Origin of the sequence: Methanofastidiosum sp. (assembly GCA_013178285.1) — an archaeon.
Classification (GTDB): Archaea; Methanobacteriota_B; Thermococci; order Methanofastidiosales; family Methanofastidiosaceae; genus Methanofastidiosum.
Map to the genome: position 1 here is coordinate 95,082 of JABLXD010000001.1, position 15,356 is coordinate 110,437.

Here is a 15,356-nt window from a genome sequence, read left to right on the forward strand (position 1 = left end):
CTAAATATATTTATTAAGGGAGTTATATACCCTAGTACAATGGAGTGGTACTACACAGTTCTTATTGCCATCCTCGTGTTTTTTATAGTCTTGGCGGTTATAGTTTATGTCTTTAGGGAGCGATTATTTAACTGGGTCATGGCATCGATACTTGGACTATATATCGCATCCCCTATTGACCTCCTGCCTGACTTCATCCCTGTCGCAGGTTGGGGCGATGACATTGCAGCATTTGTCCTGATGGTAGGATTTATTTATAGGGGCATAAAGATGATTAATAAGAACAAAGCAAAATCACGACCCAAAAGTGTTAGTTATGGATGAAAAAGAACTATTTTACAGAAGGGAGAGGCTTGTCCCAAGAGAGCCTGTGCTTATAGAAAGAAAGCCCAAAGAAAAGGTCTTCACCGATCCATTGATTTTAACATGTCTTGTAATCCTTATGATAATGATAATTATCGCACTTGTTCTGCACTTTACTTGAATAATTTCGAATAATTTTAAATAGTTAGGAACCCTAGGTATGTCACTCAATAGTTTCCAAGTGGAGATCAGATGGCAGATACACCTGACTTAGAAAAGATAAAGACAAAATATGAGAAGATATTTTCTCTCCTTGATGAACTAAAGATTCAAGAGGCGAAAGAGAGGATTGAGAAGCTCTTAAAGAAAAGCAAGGGCGACTCATTTCTATTATGGTTAAAGGGTTATGTACTTCTCTACGAGGGAACAGATGATTTAGAAGAAGCGATTGACTCTTTTAACAAGGCGATTGAAATTGACCCAGACAATGCCTTTGCATGGGAGTTTAAGGCGATAGCTTTGAGGTCTCTTGGCAGGTATGAAGAGGCTATTGAATGTTACGACAAATCGATGGAGTTTGACCCCCTTGATTACTCTGCAATTTTTAGCAGGGCGGTATTGCTTGAAAGGCTTGGAAAGCAAGAAGAAGCTCTTGACTACTACTCTCTTGCAACAAAGATTGACTCTACTAACACTCTTGCATGGGAGGCAAAGGCCAATCTTTTAGAATCTTTACAAAGATTTGACGAAGCGGAGGAATGCAGAAGCAAGATAGAAAAGGACTACTCTGCAAGGATTGTCGAAAATGAACCTAAAACACCTGACGAGTGGGTTCACAAGGGCGAAACCCTTGAAAAGCTTGGGAAGTACCTCTGGGCAAATCAATGTTATGATATGGCCTTAAAAATAGATGCAAATCATCAGGCGGCACGTGACCTAAAATATATGCTTCTGCAAAAACATAAGTTTGATTCAGATGCAAGGAAGAATACTTTCAGGTCATTTATTAACTCAGAGAAGTTTGCGGTACAATGAGTTAAGGCAATGTTGATATAAAGTTCTTTTTTGTTTCCTTATACTTCTGATCTATATTATCTTCCAACTTATTTAGAAGATTATAGAGGTCTTTTAGCTCCTTGTCTGTCAAAGTGCTGAAAAGTGAACTTATGAACGAGATGCTCTCTTCTGAATTTGACTCCCAGTATTCTCTGTTCTTTTCAGTTAATCTTAATCTAATTACTCTTCTGTCCTTTTGATCCTTCTCAACTGAAATAAATCCCTTCTCCTGAAGCTTTAGGGCCAACTGTTTAACATTTTGATGTGTTGTGCACAGCACCTCAGCCACCTCACTCACTGAAGGAGGATAGGTAAAATACTTTCCTGTGACTGCTATAAGCTGCCACTGCTTTGTTGTAAGCCCGTCTTTTCTAAGCTCATTGTCTCCCAGATACTCAAGCCTATTGCTTAAGAAAAATATCTTACCAAAAATTTCGAATGATTCAGGCCTTATAGTTTTTTCCATTTTTATTCCTCTTTAATTCTATATCTTACCAAGGACGTATTTTGCAACGACGTATGGGCCCACTGTTGTCCATACAAGCACAAGCGACCAGAGCCTTCCTTTCAAGAAGTTATAGTCATGCAATAGTTTTTCCCAGCTGTGGCCTATGATGTAATGACCAAACAGGAACTCAAATGCAACTGTGGCAAATAGGAATGCTACTCCAATCACTATTAAGTTATGCGCTGTATAGAATGCGCCGGTATACCTAAGCCACAGATACATTACTATAAAAAACATAGTGATCCCAGTAAAGCAGCTTATTTGGTGTGCAGTTAGCTCATTCAATTTTGGACCGTATACATAATTTCTGATTATACCGTTGATGTTTGCTACAACGGCAAATAACAGCCATATCCCAATGGCCTGTAAATATATTTTTTCCATAAATTTTTCCTCCTAAATAGGTAATAAGTTACCTTTATTCAATTAATCAGGTAACTATTTATAAAGCTTTCTATTAGGTAATATATTACCTATATTAATTAATTTTATTAACTATTGGCTCGATACCCTAATGAGATGATGAAAAAAGAAGAATCTCCCTCCAGAATAAAAAAAGGTGAGACAAAAGACATTGATGAATATATTAAGGGCTTCCCCAAAGAAGTTCAGGACAGATTACAGAAGATACGAGAAATAATTAAAGAAGCGGCCCCCGATGCAGAGGAGAAGATAAGCTATGGGATGCCGACATTTACCCTTAAGGGAAACCTAGTCCACTTTGCAGCCTATAAAAACCATATAGGGTTTTATCCTACACCTTCAGGAATTGAAAAATTCAAGAATCAAATCTCAGTTTATGCTTCGTCAAAGGGTGCTGTCCAATTCCCTCTCGATAAACCTGTTCCATATGATCTTATTAGGGGAATTGTAGCTTTTCGTGTGAAGGAAAATTTGGAAAACTCTAAATCAAAAAATAAATAGAATCTTTCAAGGCAAAATCTCCAAAAGTAATTTTAACTAAAAAAACAATATTTTCTTCATGAAAAATAATGCCTTTGACAAGGCCAGAAACGACCTTTATCTTCTCTTAAATAGGGGCTATCCAAAATCTTATGCACTGCGATTTGTAAGTGACCATTTTGGCCTAAAAAATGAAGAAAGGTACATTCTTTCAAGGACTGTTTTTTCTGAGTCTTACATAAAGGAAACTAAAGAGAAGAAGATGAATCTAAAAGATCTCAAAGGGAGCTCTTTGTTTATTGACGGCTATAATGTCATAATAACAACGGAGTCAGTTCTTATGGGTGAGGCATTTGTTTCTATGGATGGCCTATTGAGGGATACAAGGAATGTTTCGGGAAAGCACAGGATAACAAAAGATACCTTAGAATCGATTGACCTTATACTGGACCTTCTAAAAAAATATCCTCCTGAGAAAACTCAAGTTTATTTGGATAAGATGATGAGTAAGAGCGGTAAGCTATCTCAGATTATAAGAGATGGGATGGAAGAGAGGGATCTAAATGGCGACTCTGAAACGGTGCCAAGTGTCGATCATACACTGAAAAAATGTAACGGGATTGTAGCAACAAATGACTCGGCCATAATAGCAGAGGTAGCGAAATTTATTGATCTCCCATCTAAGGTCAAAACTTCCAGGGGAAGTTGACGCATCCCTTAAACTCTTGAAGGAAATAGTCGCCCTTCCCAACTAAAACAAGTGACTTGATCCCAGAAGCGCCTTTTTCTTTCAGGATTTTTTTGGCAAACTCAATTGTTTCTCCACTTCTTGAGAGATCGTCTACGAGCAAAACCCTCTTTCCGGACAAATCATGATCGAAAGGCCTCATGAGTTTTGGCTTATCATGGACTCTTTCAGGAGGCATTCCCTCTCCGTATAGATTTAGCCACAAGAGAAAAAGCTCTTTCTCATAAATAAATGACAAAATTGAAGAGGGTATTATACCGCCTCTTGCTATTCCAACTATAATATCAAAATTAAATGGGATTTTAAATTCTTTTAAAGAATAAAAAATACTATGGAAATCTTCCACAGTTTATGCAGCCTCTTTTGATTTGGGCTTATCAACGAGTTTAATCTTTGTGACTTCTACTCTCTTAAGTGGGTAGATCTTCCTTGCTTTCTTGTAAATCTCGCTTGACATCTTGCCGCTTGTTACTTCATCCAAGAACTGTGCAAAGTCGTTGTTTGTGCTGATTGTTGTTAGCTCTTGATTTATTATTTCTCTGATTGCCTTCTTCTGTGAAGTAAGTATCCTTGTGGTAAGGATTGCAGAAGTTGAGGCTCTTAAAGTGTACCCGTCCTTTGTCTTTATGTTGAAAATTGAGTCAACTTTTGAGTTTCTTCTTCTAATCTGACTTCTAAGGTATGATCTTGAAAGTTCCTGTCTGAAGAATTCGGTGTAGGCGTTTTCGCCTGTGACCTCTTTGACTCTAAAGACTAGTTTTATGTGACTCTTCTTTAGGTCTCCTGTAAGCTCCTTCATATTTGTCTCAATCTTTCTACCCAATACCTTCTCAGGTTTATCGGATATCGTCTCACCAATCTCCTTCTTCTCAAACATATCAGGAGCATAAATGGTATACCAGTTCTTTGCCTTCCACGGGTCTTTTCCCGCTACTCTTTTTCTAGCCAATAAAATTCCTCCTATAATACTAATGTTTTTCTTATTGCCTCAACACATGCGATAATATCATCTACAGTATTTTTAAGAGTCCCTATAGATTCAGACTCAGATTCTACTTCTAAGGTCTCTTTATATATTCTAGTAGAGATGGAAGTTCCTTTAAAAGGTTTATTATCAACGTAAATTCCGTTGTAATAAGCCTTGGCCATCTTTTCGCTGTCAAAGAAAAAAGAAAGTTTTACCTTAATTCTAGACACCTACGGCTTCCATTTCTCCGCCCTGTTCCTTAAATGAAAGTACCTTTAAGTTAACAGGTTTCTTTGTTATGTTTCCAGTCTTAACACCGACAAGGAATTTAACTCCTTTTTCCCCAGCTATATCAACAAGTCTCTGTGTAACGACTCCGTCAAATACAACAGCCTCGTAATCCTCGGTGTATCTCATCGCGTCTACTAAATCCCTTACAGAAACCTTGTGCTTTACCTTTCCTTCTGCGTCTAAAAGATATGCATCAAGTGTTCCAGGTAGCTTTTCAATTATCTCTCCAAATCTGTCTAGATCAGAGTAAGGTTTCTTTTGCTGTACCGGCTCTGGTGGCTTTTGTTGTGGCTCGTAGTGGTGGTGCTTCTGGGGGTAATCTCTTTCCTCAGGTTTTGGCTGTGGCTTTGGAGCATCTGTTCTAGGTTTGTCAAGGTTTTCAACAATCCACTGCTCTGCCGGGATCTTGTTTCTTAAGGCCTTGATTATCTCTTTTTTTGTTAGATCCTCTACTTCCTTCCCCATTGGGGCCCTTGCTATGTAGTCAATCTCTGCTATCTGAAAAAGCTCCTTTAGTATTAGCTCTCCCCCTCTGTCCCCATCAACAAATGCAGTAACTGTCTTTTCATGGGAAACAGCTGCTATTGTCTTTGAAACACTTGTACCTTCAACAGCTATTGTGTTTTTAATTCCGTACTTCAGTAAATTTAAAACATCTGCCCTTCCTTCAACTACGATTATTGCATCGCTTTCGTCAACGTTTGGGCCTGCAGGGAGCTGGTCTTCTCCAAAGGACTTGATCTCTCCCATTCGAACAGATTCCTTTACCTCATCTGTCAGCTCAGAGCTTTCTGGTGTGATCTCGTCGACCATTGTTGTTAGGATAATCTTAGCTCTGTCAATTACATAGTTTCTCTTTGATTTTCTGACGTCTTCAATTGTTGTTACATCGATTCTGGCGTTGCATGGGCCTACCCTATCGATGGTCTCAAGTGATGCAGCAAGTATTGCAGTTTCAACTTTATCAAGACTTGATGGCACTATTATTTCTCCAGTGCTTTTCCCATTCTTGGAGTTGATGTTGACTCTAATTCTCCCTATCCTTCCGGTCTTCTGTAACTCCCTCAAATCTAGGTCATCACTTAACAATCCTTCAGTCTGCCCAAAAATAGCTCCGACGACATCGGGCCTTTCAACAATACCGCTAGCTGTGATCTGTGCTTTGATGATGTATTTAGTTGTACCTACCTCTTCTTTTATATCCTTAAAATAATCGTCTCCCTTCTTCGATACAATATCCTCAATAAAATCTTTATCACTCATAATAAATTCCCTCCCTCAAAAGAATTATAGAATGCCAAGGGCCTTGTTTGTCATTTCGATTGACTCGTCTCTCTTCTTAAGGTCAAACATGGCTCTTATGGCATCTACATTTTCTGGGACAATGTCTGATTCCTGATGAATAGCCTGGATATAGTAAAGTGTTCCGTCCTTAATATTAATTGAATCCTTCCAGACATTAATTTCATACATGTCCCCTCTATTTCTACCCAGATTCTTTGCAAACTCCATAATATCTGCGGTAGAATCTATTCCATCTTCTTTACTTACTAAAATAACTCTTGATCTGTTATTGAATAAGTCTATTACGTCCTCCCTCTTTATATCCCTCTTTAAATCTACCATTATTGTGTGAAGGTGCATCAATGTTGTTGGCACCTTTACGGCTATAGTCTCTATATCCACTGGGAGAACAGTCTTTAAATCAGGGCCATGATGAGATGGTACCTTTACTTCAGGTACTATGGCATTTATAGGTCCCCTTTTGTTATCTCCTGGGTCTGCTGCCCTTCTGATCATTACAGCCTTGACCTTCTTTATGGCGTCGGCTTCATATAGGCAACTTAGTGTCCTTGCAAGTCCAGTTGTATTGCAAGAAACAACCCTTATGTATTTCTGACCTACATTTTTATCAAAATTAGCGTGAGCGTTAAAGGAGGTAGCTATAGAAGCATCTTCTCCTCCCTGGAAAATGGCATTTAGACCAAGTGACTTATAGAGCTCCATGTTCTTAGCGCCCTGCTTTCCAGGTGCGCCGTCTATGACTACGTCTACGGAGTCTTTAATATCCTTTAGGTAACCTTTTGTTTCCAATCCTCTCTTCTTGAAAGCGTCTACATCGGCACCTTCAACGCAATAAAGATCAAAGCCCTTCTTTATCGCCTGTTCTGCATCAAAATCGGGCGTTCTCTTTGAAACGCCTATTATCTTCATATCCTTCTGGAGGGCGACTGCATCTGCTACCCTCTTCCCAACTGTACCGTATCCATTTATGAATACATTGATCATGAAATTCACCTTTGTTAGAAATTATTGATGAGTAAATTAATTTCACCTTAAAGATATTTGAAATCGGACGTTTATAAGCGTTTGCTATACATTTTTTTGCTAAAAAGTCTTATATCGATAATTAATTTTATATAAACGGTACTATTGCAGAGGTCATGAAAAGCATAATGGTCTATGGAACAGTTCAGGCTGTTGGGTTTAGACCATTTGTCTATAGAATTGCCGTTGAAAATAAAGTAAGCGGCTATGTGAGGAACAGGGGGGAGTATGTAGAGATTGTAATTGATGGCCCTCCTGGAAAGATTGATACTTTTATTGAAGATTTAAACCTAAAAAAGCCCCCTCTTGCCAAGATAGATAGGCTTGACATAAAGGACATATCTTCTGATGAAAATTTCAAAGAAAGTCTTTTTTACATAAAGGAGAGTAAAAGTGGGAATTCCAGTTCAGCTTCCATAATACCTCCCGACATTTGTGTCTGCGAAGATTGCCAGAGAGAGCTATTTCAAAAAACTGATAGGAGATACCTTTATCCATTTATTAACTGCACAAACTGTGGCCCAAGATTTACCATTATTAAAAAGACCCCATACGACAGAGAAATGACTACTATGGGCAAGTTCAATCTGTGCTCTGACTGCCTTAAGGAGTACACGGATGTTCTAGATAGGCGATACCATGCAGAGCCCGTTGCGTGCCCTTTATGCGGCCCACATTACTCTCTCTTTGATAGTTCAAAGAAAAGGATAGAAAATCCCATTGAAACTGCAGCAAAGTTATTCGAAGATGGGAAAATCATAGCCATAAAAGGTCTAGGCGGGTACCACATCGGCTGTGATGCCTTAAATAAAAATTCTGTCAAAGAGTTACGAAGGAGATTGGAGAGACCCTATCAGCCGTTTGCAATTCTTGCGAGGAATATAGGATCAATTGAAAAGGTCTGTCATGTCAGTGATGAAGAGAGAAAGATTATATCCTCCCATGAGCGGCCAATCGTTGTATTGGAAAAAAAGGACTCTAAGACCTTTGAACCTGCATCCCCTGGACTTCATAACGTCGGCATAATGCTTCCATACTCCCCGCTTCATTTCTTATTATTTAATTACACTTCACTTGACTTTTTTGTCATGACCTCTGCCAATATGCCCGGGGATCCCATGATAACTGAAAATAGCTCTGCTTTTAATTCCCTAGATGTTGATTACTTCCTCTGCCACAATCTAAATATATACAATAGGTGCGATGACTCAGTCATCCGTGACGGAAAGTTCATCAGAAGGTCAAGGGGGTTTGTGCCACAAGGTATTGAAATTCCCCATGCAAAAAAAGTATTGGCTTTCGGTGCAGAGCTTAACAATGCATTTACTTTGACAAAGGAAAAAAAAGCATTTATCTCTCAGCACATTGGAAATACCACTCATTATGATACACTACTATTTTTTGAAGATGCGATAAAAAAAATGCTAACTCTTCTAAACATGAAGATGGAAGAGATAGAACTTTTAGTATCAGACCTTCACCCACAATACGAAACAACAAAACTTGCAGAAAGGTACTCCAAAGAAACTGGGATACCTTTACTTAAGATTCAACACCATGTTTCCCATGCAAGGGCCGTTTTTACTGAGAACGATATAGAGGAAGGCGTTGCAATAGTTTGCGACGGTACAGGCTACGGTCTTGATGGAAAGTCCTGGGGAGGAGAGGTATTTCACGTTACAGACAATAGTGAAGAAAGAATAGGCCATCTTAAGGAATACCCACTTCTAGGAGGAGACAAGGCCGCAAAGGAACCTTTGAGAGTTCTAGTTTCACTTCTAAATGATGAAGACCTTTCTGGATACTCAAACTCCTACAAATACGGATTGCAGGGCATCAATGCATTAAAGAATCTGGTAAAAGAAGAAAGAGTTCATTCAACTTCTTGCGGCAGAATCCTCGACATGTTTTCTGTGATGCTTTTTGCTTGCTCTGAAAGAAGTTATGAAGGCGAGCCTGCCATGAAGCTAGAGTCACTTGCGTGGAATGGAAATGACCTTAAGATACCGATTGAAATAGAAGGCAACATCTTGCAAATAAGTGAGTTTGCAAAAAAAATATTTGATTTAAGGAATAAAGAAAGCAAAAAAGATCTAGCAAAAACTGTCCATGTTTCCCTTGCAAAGGCATTTTCTGAGATTGCAATTGACGAAGCAAGAAAAGATCACCTCCCAATTGGCTTTTCGGGTGGAGTTGCCTATAACAAAATATTCTCAGATGTTATCAAAGAGAGTGTTGAATCACATAGGCTAAAGTATGTAGAACATAGGCTCATACCTTGTGGTGACGGGGGCGTTTCTTTTGGTCAGTCACTTTTTGCATACAAAAACATATAAGATTTTGACCTAAGTATCTATTTATGGAGATAGAATACATCGAGATAGAAAAACTGAATACACATGAGCGTATTGTTCCCAGTGTTCTGAACAGATTAATGATTAAGATGGAGCGGGAAAAAAAATTCTCTGTTGCCATAATAGTTGATGCTAACACTATGACAATTCTCGATGGGCACCACAGATTTGAGGCTGCAAAAAGGCTAGGCTGCAAAAAAGTTCCTTGCATTCTTGTTGATTACAATGACCCAGAGATTAAATTAGGCCAGTGGTTTCCCGTTATATATGGGGATGTTGGAAAGATAGTTGAAATCTTAGAAAAAAATGGTATGAGCGTGAGGTACGAGAAAACCTTAAAGAAAGCTTACTGGCTTCTCTATTCTGAAAAAGCCGGCGCTATTCTAGTTCCAAAAAGAGTGACAAAAGAAGAAGTAGTAAAGACAGCAAGGCGCGGAGAACTTTTTCCCCCTAAAACTACAAGGCATATGCTCCCTAAACTAAACAAGTTTGTAGATATACCTCTTGAGGAGCTAGTATAGTTTTATCTTGCGGCTGAAACAATCTTTATTATATCCCCATTTTGAAGCTCGTAGTCATCTTTTATTCTCATTTTAGTTCTTGCGTTCACAGCGTATAGGAAGCTTTTTCCAATATCTGTATGAATCCTAAACGCCAAATCCCTTGGTGTTGACCCTTTCTCCATTAAGTAAGCATCAGGCAATACATTGCCCTTCCCATCCTTCATGTGAGACTCATCCTCTACAGGATAAACAACTATTTTGCCCAAGATATTGAAGACGACTTGATTGATGACATTCTGGACCCCAGTCCCCTCATTCTTCTCCATGAAATTTTTTATTTTGTTTAGGGCTTCTTTCTGTTTGTCCTTTAGATTTCCAGTTATCTCAAAGGATTTTTGAGAGGGGATGTATTTTAAAAGCCCCGCATTTGATGCCTTTCTTAAGACAAGCTCTGCTTCAGCACTAACTGTAAAGACCTCCCCGATCTTTTCTTTCAAGGCTTTGATATTCTCTGGTGGTGCTATATCCACTTTGTTTAGAACTATAGTGATTGGTTTTGATATCTTCCTAAGGGATCGTGCAAAGATTAGGAGCTCTTCGTCCTTCCAATGTATGCACTGTTCAGGATTTAGCCCAGTTTCTCTAATTGATGCTATGACGTTTCCTTCTGTTATCCCAATGCCAGTGAACTGCTCAGCCACTATCTTACAGAAATCATGGTGGCCGGAACATACCTTTCTTGCAAATCTAAACCAGTTATCATTTAGTATCCCAAAAAACCAGAGATTTATCTCTTCCTCTAAAAACTCAATGTCCTCAATTGGATTGTGCGTTCCTATGGGAACTGGATTTCCTTCTATATCAGTTGATCCTGATGCATCAACAATGTGAATCAAAGTTTCTGCCCTTGAAAGGTCATTTAAGAACTTGTTTCCAAGACCTCTACCGGTGTGTGCACCCTTTACTAGACCTGCAACATCGATTATCTTCAATGGGACAAGTCTCGTTCCATCGATGCATTTTGAATTTTGGGGTGAGCATGTAAGATTTAGCTCCTTGCAGGGGCATTTATACGTAACGTAAGTTGCCCCTATGTTTGAATCAATTGTCGTGAAAGGATAATTTGCAATTTCTGCCCCTCCAAGAGTCACTGCATTAAAAAAAGTTGATTTACCTACATTTGGTTTTCCGATAACTCCTACATCCATTATATTTCCTCCTTTAGATAAAGACGAGGGAAATTCATAGTGGATACTGCACTTGCCCCGTAATAGTCTCTAATATACAATACAGACTTCAGGTGAAGGTCCTTTTTGACATCGCAGCATGCATTTGTCAGCATGATACACTTGTAATCTCTGTAGTATGCATCTGCTGCTGTATGCCTTACAGAAAGAGACGTCTGAAGTCCCGAGAAGACAAGATTTCTAATACCCCTCTTTTCCAGAATTTCTTCAAGTTCCGTTCCGTAAAATCCACTATATTTCCTTTTTTTTATGATGAAGTCCCCTTCTTTTGCGGCGAGATCTTCTATTATTTCCTCTTCACAATCATTTTCTTTAAGGTCATTCAGGTATATCACGGGAAATCCTTTTTCTCTAAAAAGGGTTGATACATTTTTGATTGGCCCTATTATCTCTTTAGGATTCTCACATTTATGTTCCCCAAAGACATACTCATTAATCATGTTTATGATGAGAAGAGCATATTTTTCCATGTTAGTTAATCTAGGAGGGGCATATATAAAATTTGGCCTTATAAAAAAATAAGATAAAAAATAAATTAATTTATTTTACAACTTCTTTGTCAGAAACTTCTAGTGCTTTGTCAACGACATCAAGAGCTTCGTTTATCTGCTGTTCATTTATTGAAAGTGGTGGTGCAAACAATAGTGTTGAAACCATCTGTAAGAAGAATACCCCATTCTTCATGCATTCTCCTGCAACTTTTGCAGGTATTGGTGCATGCCCTCTCATGAACTTTTCTTCTCTTGTTCCTGCCTGCTCTTTTGTCTGTGTATTCTTGATTAATTCAATTCCCCAGAAGAGTCCCTTACCTCTGACATCTCCTACTGACTTGTGGTCTTCCTTTATCTCGTTCAATCTCTTTTCCATTACCTTTTCCATCTTTGCTGCATTTTCAACAAGCTTGTTCTTCTTCATGTATTCTATTGTTGCAACTCCTGCTGCACATGCAAGTGGGTGACCTGCGTATGTGTGACCTTCAACAAACCAGTGGTCTTCAAAGTAGTCAGAAATCTTCTTTGAGTATGTAGTTCCACCAAGAGGGACGTATGTTGCGGATAAGTTCTTGGCAGATGTAATTATATCTGGCTGGAAATTGTAATGCTCGTAAGCGAGCCATTTTCCAGTTCTTCCAAATCCGGTCATGACCTCATCGGCAACTAAAACTACGTTGTATTCATCACAAATCTCTCTTAACATAGGGAAGTATTCTTTTACTGGGGGGATAATACCATTTGAACCTACAATGGGCTCAGCTATTATGGCAGCAACTGTTTCCTTTGCCTCAAATCTGATCATGTCACCAATGTATCTGGCACACATGATGTCACAACTTGGGTATTCCATCTTGAATGGACATCTGTAACAGTAACAGTCTGGACCATGCAATATTCCTGGGTAACCTGGCTCATTTGGATACCTTCGTGGGTCTCCAGTTAGCATCATTGCTATACCGGTTGCTCCGTGGTAAGACTGGTAACGGGAAATAATTTTATATTTACCAGTGTACCATTTTGCAGCTTTAACTGCCGCTTCATTTGCTTCAGTACCGCTTGAAGAAAAGAATGTTCTCTTAAAGTTTGGACCTGCAATATCAGCAACCATTTTCCCTAATTTTGCTCTTGCTTCACTGCCAAGCCCTGGACCTATGTAAGCATATTTGTTAAGCTGTTCAACAATCCCATCATTTATTTCTTTTACATTGTGACCGCAACTTGTACTCATAAGTTGGGAAGAGAAGTCTGAGTATTTTTTGCCTGATTTATCCCAGAAGTATATACCTTCAGCCTTCTCTATCATGTTAACTTTGACATCTGCTTGGCAAGACCAAGATCTCATAACGTATTCTTTTTCCATCTGTGCAAAATCTTCCATAAAAGGCCTCCTACATTCTAATAGGCACAGTTACTTAATATGTCTAGAGATTTATATAACTTTCGATTATAAATTGGAATATCTAGAAAATAGTTTAATAACACTTAATTAATTAGTCAAATATCCGATGAAAACTTGGTATTTTAAAAATAAAATAAAAATTAATTATTTTATAATGGATAGAATCTATCCCTCTTTACGAATTTACCCCATCCTTTTTCTCCTGTGAGCTTGCCATCTTCTACAACGACTTTTCCTCTTGAGAGTACAGTAACTGGGTAACCCTTTACTACCATTCCCTCCCAAGGAGTATAGTCAGTATTCTGGTGAAGATTCTTTACAGAGATTGTTACTTCTTTCTCAGGATCGAATACTACTATGTCTGCATCTGATCCAACTGCTATTGTTCCTTTTTGTGGGAATAATCCAAACATCTTTGCAGGATTAGTTGAGTTAAGCTCTACGAACTTGTTTAATGTTATCCAGTCCTCAAGGACTCCTGCAGTATACATCACCGGTATCCTTGTTTCAACACCCGGTGCACCGTTTGGTATCTTTGCAAAGTTATCTTTACCCATTTCTTTCTGGCCTTTAAAGAAGAACGGGCAGTGATCAGTTGATATTACCTGAAGATCCCCTCTCTCAATTGCAAACCAAAGTGCATCCTGATCAAACTCAGATCTCAAAGGTGGTGACATGACATACTTAGCACCGTTAAAGTCCGGTTCAGTGTATCTTTCTTCGTCAAGAGTAAGGTACTGTGGGCATGTTTCTCCATAGATTGGAAGCCCTCTTTCTCTTCCCTCATGAATAGCTTCAACTGCCTCAAGGCATGAGTTATGCACTATGTAAAGGGGTGCCTCTGCAAGTTCAGCAAGAGTAATTGCCCTCTGACAGGCCTCTCCTTCAAGAATTGAGGGTCTTGAAACAGCGTGGTACATTGGCTCTGTCTTATTCTCGGCCAACAATCTCTTTGTATATAGATCAATTATATGACCGTTTTCAGCGTGGAGCATAATTAGCCCTCCAAATTCACCGGCTTTTTCAAGAGCTTTGTAAAATGCATCGTCTTCGGCCATTAGTGCCCCTTTATAGGCAAAGAATAGTTTGAAACTTGGGATTCCCTCTTCCAATATCATCGTTTCCATTTCTTTTAGTGTGTCATCATTAACATCCGTCATTCCCATGTGGAAACCATAGTCAATGTATGCATTTCCAGTTGATCTTTTGTTCCACTCATCTAAGGCCGCCCTTAGGGTTCCTCCCTTTGATTGAATTATAAAGTCAACAACACAGGTTGTTCCACCAAAGGCCGCAGCCCTTGTTCCTGTTTCCCATGTGTCAGAAGAATATGTGCCCATAAATGGCATTTCAATATGTGTATGTACATCTATAAATCCCGGGAAGACCATCATTCCCTTCGCATCAATTTCCTTAGAGCCAGAAAGCTCCTTCCCAATGGCAACAATCTTTTCGCCTTCAATACCAATGTCTGCTTCATACATATCTGTTGCTGTAACTATCGTTCCGTTTTTAATAACGAGGTCCATAACTATACCTCCCCTATACTTTTACGTCTTTATAACTTATAAAACTTGTGATTTCTAAAATATAAAAAAAATATTCTATTTTTCTATCAAAAAAATGTTATCTTCTGTAAGAAAATTAAAATGATTTCCATTTTTGAGTGATTTGCCTTTACCATTGATTATATCCATTATTCCCTTTATAGTTTCATCAGCATTTTCACTCAAAACTTCATAGATATTTTCTTCACTAAAGAGCTCTTTTACAGCATATATCTCGTAATCAAGAATCTCTGATAAAATGTTGTCCTTTATTTTATCTTCAGAGTATCTTCTCTCACGTAATCTTTCTATAAGAACTCTGGGGTTGCATCTTAGGACAATAGCTTTTTCAGCTTTAAACGGTATGTGAGAATCTATAACTATGTCTTGAAGTAGATCTAATTTTTCGCCCATTAGATTTTCATCTATTATTATTTCATTCTCTTCAACTGGGAACTCAAAGTTGTCTTTTGCAAATTCACCGACATTAATATACTGCAAATTTAGCAGTTCAGACAGCTTTTTTCCTACAAGGGTCTTACCTACACCAGGTACTCCAGTGACCAAAAGCTTCATAATTATAAATACGAACGAAAATCTTAAATACGTTGTTAATATTTCCGTGATATACATGGGCCCGTGGCTTAGATTGGTTATAGCGTCCGGCTGATAACCGGGAGGTCCTGAGTTCAAATCTCAGCGGGCCCA

General features: G+C 38.6%; 19 protein-coding genes and 1 tRNA gene. 8 read left to right on the top strand and 12 right to left on the bottom strand.

What is annotated here, in order from left to right; translation table 11 throughout:
* Positions 1-39 precede the first annotated feature (39 nt).
* From HPY60_00550 to HPY60_00560, 3 genes are all read left to right on the top strand, one after another.
* A complete protein-coding gene (locus tag HPY60_00550) occupies positions 40-324 on the top strand; it encodes a DUF1232 domain-containing protein (protein ID NPV49675.1) in 285 nt (94 codons plus the stop codon).
* Positions 317-484, top strand: coding sequence for a hypothetical protein (locus HPY60_00555; protein ID NPV49676.1), 168 nt, complete (start codon positions 317-319; stop codon positions 482-484). Before HPY60_00550 ends, HPY60_00555 begins: the two co-directional genes overlap by 8 nt.
* A 71-nt stretch (positions 485-555) precedes the next feature.
* Entirely contained in the window at positions 556-1,338 is a 783-nt protein-coding gene (locus HPY60_00560; protein NPV49677.1) for a tetratricopeptide repeat protein, read from the top strand.
* A 1-nt stretch (position 1,339) separates the two neighbouring features.
* Here the strand turns inward: HPY60_00560 and HPY60_00565 are convergent, their stop codons facing one another.
* Entirely contained in the window at positions 1,340-1,825 is a 486-nt protein-coding gene (locus HPY60_00565; GenBank protein NPV49678.1) for a MarR family transcriptional regulator, read from the bottom strand.
* 18 nt (positions 1,826-1,843) lie between these two features.
* Positions 1,844-2,251, bottom strand: a complete 408-nt coding sequence (locus HPY60_00570; GenBank protein ID NPV49679.1) for a hypothetical protein — start codon at positions 2,249-2,251, stop codon at positions 1,844-1,846.
* A gap of 138 nt (positions 2,252-2,389) precedes the next feature.
* Here HPY60_00570 and HPY60_00575 point away from each other — a divergent pair, with 138 nt between their 5' ends.
* Together HPY60_00575 and HPY60_00580 are read left to right on the top strand one after the other, a co-directional pair.
* Positions 2,390-2,791 (top strand): hypothetical protein, encoded by a 402-nt coding sequence (locus tag HPY60_00575; GenBank protein ID NPV49680.1) that lies wholly within the window; start codon positions 2,390-2,392, stop codon positions 2,789-2,791.
* Between the two features lie 58 nt (positions 2,792-2,849).
* A complete protein-coding gene (locus tag HPY60_00580) occupies positions 2,850-3,479 on the top strand; it encodes a DUF434 domain-containing protein (GenBank protein NPV49681.1) in 630 nt (209 codons plus the stop codon).
* Here the strand turns inward: HPY60_00580 and HPY60_00585 are convergent.
* Genes HPY60_00585 through HPY60_00605 form a run of 5 tightly spaced genes read right to left on the bottom strand, consistent with a single transcriptional unit; the run spans position 3,457 to position 7,065 of the window.
* Positions 3,457-3,864, bottom strand: a complete 408-nt coding sequence (locus HPY60_00585; GenBank protein ID NPV49682.1) for a phosphoribosyltransferase — start codon at positions 3,862-3,864, stop codon at positions 3,457-3,459. The two genes, HPY60_00580 and HPY60_00585, sit on opposite strands and share 23 nt — an antisense overlap.
* Before the next feature lie 3 nt (positions 3,865-3,867).
* A complete protein-coding gene (locus tag HPY60_00590) occupies positions 3,868-4,473 on the bottom strand; it encodes a 30S ribosomal protein S3ae (protein ID NPV49683.1) in 606 nt (201 codons plus the stop codon).
* 5 nt (positions 4,474-4,478) lie between these two features.
* Positions 4,479-4,715: a hypothetical protein gene (locus HPY60_00595; protein NPV49684.1), complete on the bottom strand. Its 237-nt coding sequence runs from the start codon at positions 4,713-4,715 to the stop codon at positions 4,479-4,481.
* The gene (locus HPY60_00600; protein ID NPV49685.1) at positions 4,708-6,039 is read right to left on the bottom strand and encodes a DNA primase; all 1,332 of its coding nucleotides are present in this window, start codon (positions 6,037-6,039) and stop codon (positions 4,708-4,710) included. The genes HPY60_00595 and HPY60_00600 overlap by 8 nt, the downstream gene beginning before the upstream one ends.
* Positions 6,040-6,063: 24 nt before the next feature.
* Positions 6,064-7,065, bottom strand: a complete 1,002-nt coding sequence (locus tag HPY60_00605; protein ID NPV49686.1) for a type II glyceraldehyde-3-phosphate dehydrogenase — start codon at positions 7,063-7,065, stop codon at positions 6,064-6,066.
* Between the two features lie 155 nt (positions 7,066-7,220).
* Between HPY60_00605 and hypF the strand changes: the two genes are divergently transcribed.
* Both hypF and HPY60_00615 read left to right on the top strand, forming a co-directional pair.
* Positions 7,221-9,440 (top strand): carbamoyltransferase HypF, encoded by a 2,220-nt coding sequence (gene hypF, locus HPY60_00610; protein ID NPV49687.1) that lies wholly within the window; start codon positions 7,221-7,223, stop codon positions 9,438-9,440.
* 23 nt (positions 9,441-9,463) lie between these two features.
* Positions 9,464-9,979 (top strand): ParB N-terminal domain-containing protein, encoded by a 516-nt coding sequence (locus tag HPY60_00615; GenBank protein ID NPV49688.1) that lies wholly within the window; start codon positions 9,464-9,466, stop codon positions 9,977-9,979.
* 2 nt (positions 9,980-9,981) lie between these two features.
* Here the strand turns inward: HPY60_00615 and HPY60_00620 are convergent, their stop codons facing one another.
* From HPY60_00620 to HPY60_00640, 5 genes are all read right to left on the bottom strand, one after another.
* The gene (locus HPY60_00620) at positions 9,982-11,172 is read right to left on the bottom strand and encodes a redox-regulated ATPase YchF (protein ID NPV49689.1); all 1,191 of its coding nucleotides are present in this window, start codon (positions 11,170-11,172) and stop codon (positions 9,982-9,984) included.
* Positions 11,169-11,678, bottom strand: a complete 510-nt coding sequence (locus HPY60_00625; protein NPV49690.1) for a cysteine hydrolase — start codon at positions 11,676-11,678, stop codon at positions 11,169-11,171. Before HPY60_00625 ends, HPY60_00620 begins: the two co-directional genes overlap by 4 nt.
* 70 nt (positions 11,679-11,748) lie before the next feature.
* On the bottom strand, positions 11,749-13,080 hold the full coding sequence (locus HPY60_00630) for an aminotransferase class III-fold pyridoxal phosphate-dependent enzyme (GenBank protein NPV49691.1): 1,332 nt from the start codon (positions 13,078-13,080) through the stop codon (positions 11,749-11,751).
* Positions 13,081-13,250: 170 nt separating this feature from the next.
* Positions 13,251-14,630: a dihydropyrimidinase gene (gene hydA / locus HPY60_00635; GenBank protein ID NPV49692.1), complete on the bottom strand. Its 1,380-nt coding sequence runs from the start codon at positions 14,628-14,630 to the stop codon at positions 13,251-13,253.
* 75 nt (positions 14,631-14,705) lie between these two features.
* Positions 14,706-15,224, bottom strand: coding sequence for an AAA family ATPase (locus HPY60_00640; protein NPV49693.1), 519 nt, complete (start codon positions 15,222-15,224; stop codon positions 14,706-14,708).
* 57 nt (positions 15,225-15,281) lie between these two features.
* Here HPY60_00640 and HPY60_00645 point away from each other — a divergent pair.
* Positions 15,282-15,356: transfer RNA gene (locus tag HPY60_00645), tRNA-Ile, on the top strand.

Coding starts and splice junctions, on each gene's coding strand:
- HPY60_00570 (NPV49679.1), bottom strand. CDS start 2,251: ATGGAAAAAATATATTTACAGGCCATTGGGATATGGCTGTTATTTGCC.
- HPY60_00615 (NPV49688.1), top strand. CDS start 9,464: ATGGAGATAGAATACATCGAGATAGAAAAACTGAATACACATGAGCGT.
- HPY60_00625 (NPV49690.1), bottom strand. CDS start 11,678: ATGGAAAAATATGCTCTTCTCATCATAAACATGATTAATGAGTATGTC.
- HPY60_00600 (NPV49685.1), bottom strand. CDS start 6,039: ATGAGTGATAAAGATTTTATTGAGGATATTGTATCGAAGAAGGGAGAC.
- HPY60_00640 (NPV49693.1), bottom strand. CDS start 15,224: ATGAAGCTTTTGGTCACTGGAGTACCTGGTGTAGGTAAGACCCTTGTA.
- hydA (NPV49692.1), bottom strand. CDS start 14,630: ATGGACCTCGTTATTAAAAACGGAACGATAGTTACAGCAACAGATATG.
- HPY60_00560 (NPV49677.1), top strand. CDS start 556: ATGGCAGATACACCTGACTTAGAAAAGATAAAGACAAAATATGAGAAG.
- HPY60_00575 (NPV49680.1), top strand. CDS start 2,390: ATGAAAAAAGAAGAATCTCCCTCCAGAATAAAAAAAGGTGAGACAAAA.
- hypF (NPV49687.1), top strand. CDS start 7,221: ATGAAAAGCATAATGGTCTATGGAACAGTTCAGGCTGTTGGGTTTAGA.
- HPY60_00550 (NPV49675.1), top strand. CDS start 40: ATGGAGTGGTACTACACAGTTCTTATTGCCATCCTCGTGTTTTTTATA.
- HPY60_00630 (NPV49691.1), bottom strand. CDS start 13,080: ATGGAAGATTTTGCACAGATGGAAAAAGAATACGTTATGAGATCTTGG.
- HPY60_00565 (NPV49678.1), bottom strand. CDS start 1,825: ATGGAAAAAACTATAAGGCCTGAATCATTCGAAATTTTTGGTAAGATA.
- HPY60_00605 (NPV49686.1), bottom strand. CDS start 7,065: ATGATCAATGTATTCATAAATGGATACGGTACAGTTGGGAAGAGGGTA.
- HPY60_00555 (NPV49676.1), top strand. CDS start 317: ATGGATGAAAAAGAACTATTTTACAGAAGGGAGAGGCTTGTCCCAAGA.
- HPY60_00580 (NPV49681.1), top strand. CDS start 2,850: ATGAAAAATAATGCCTTTGACAAGGCCAGAAACGACCTTTATCTTCTC.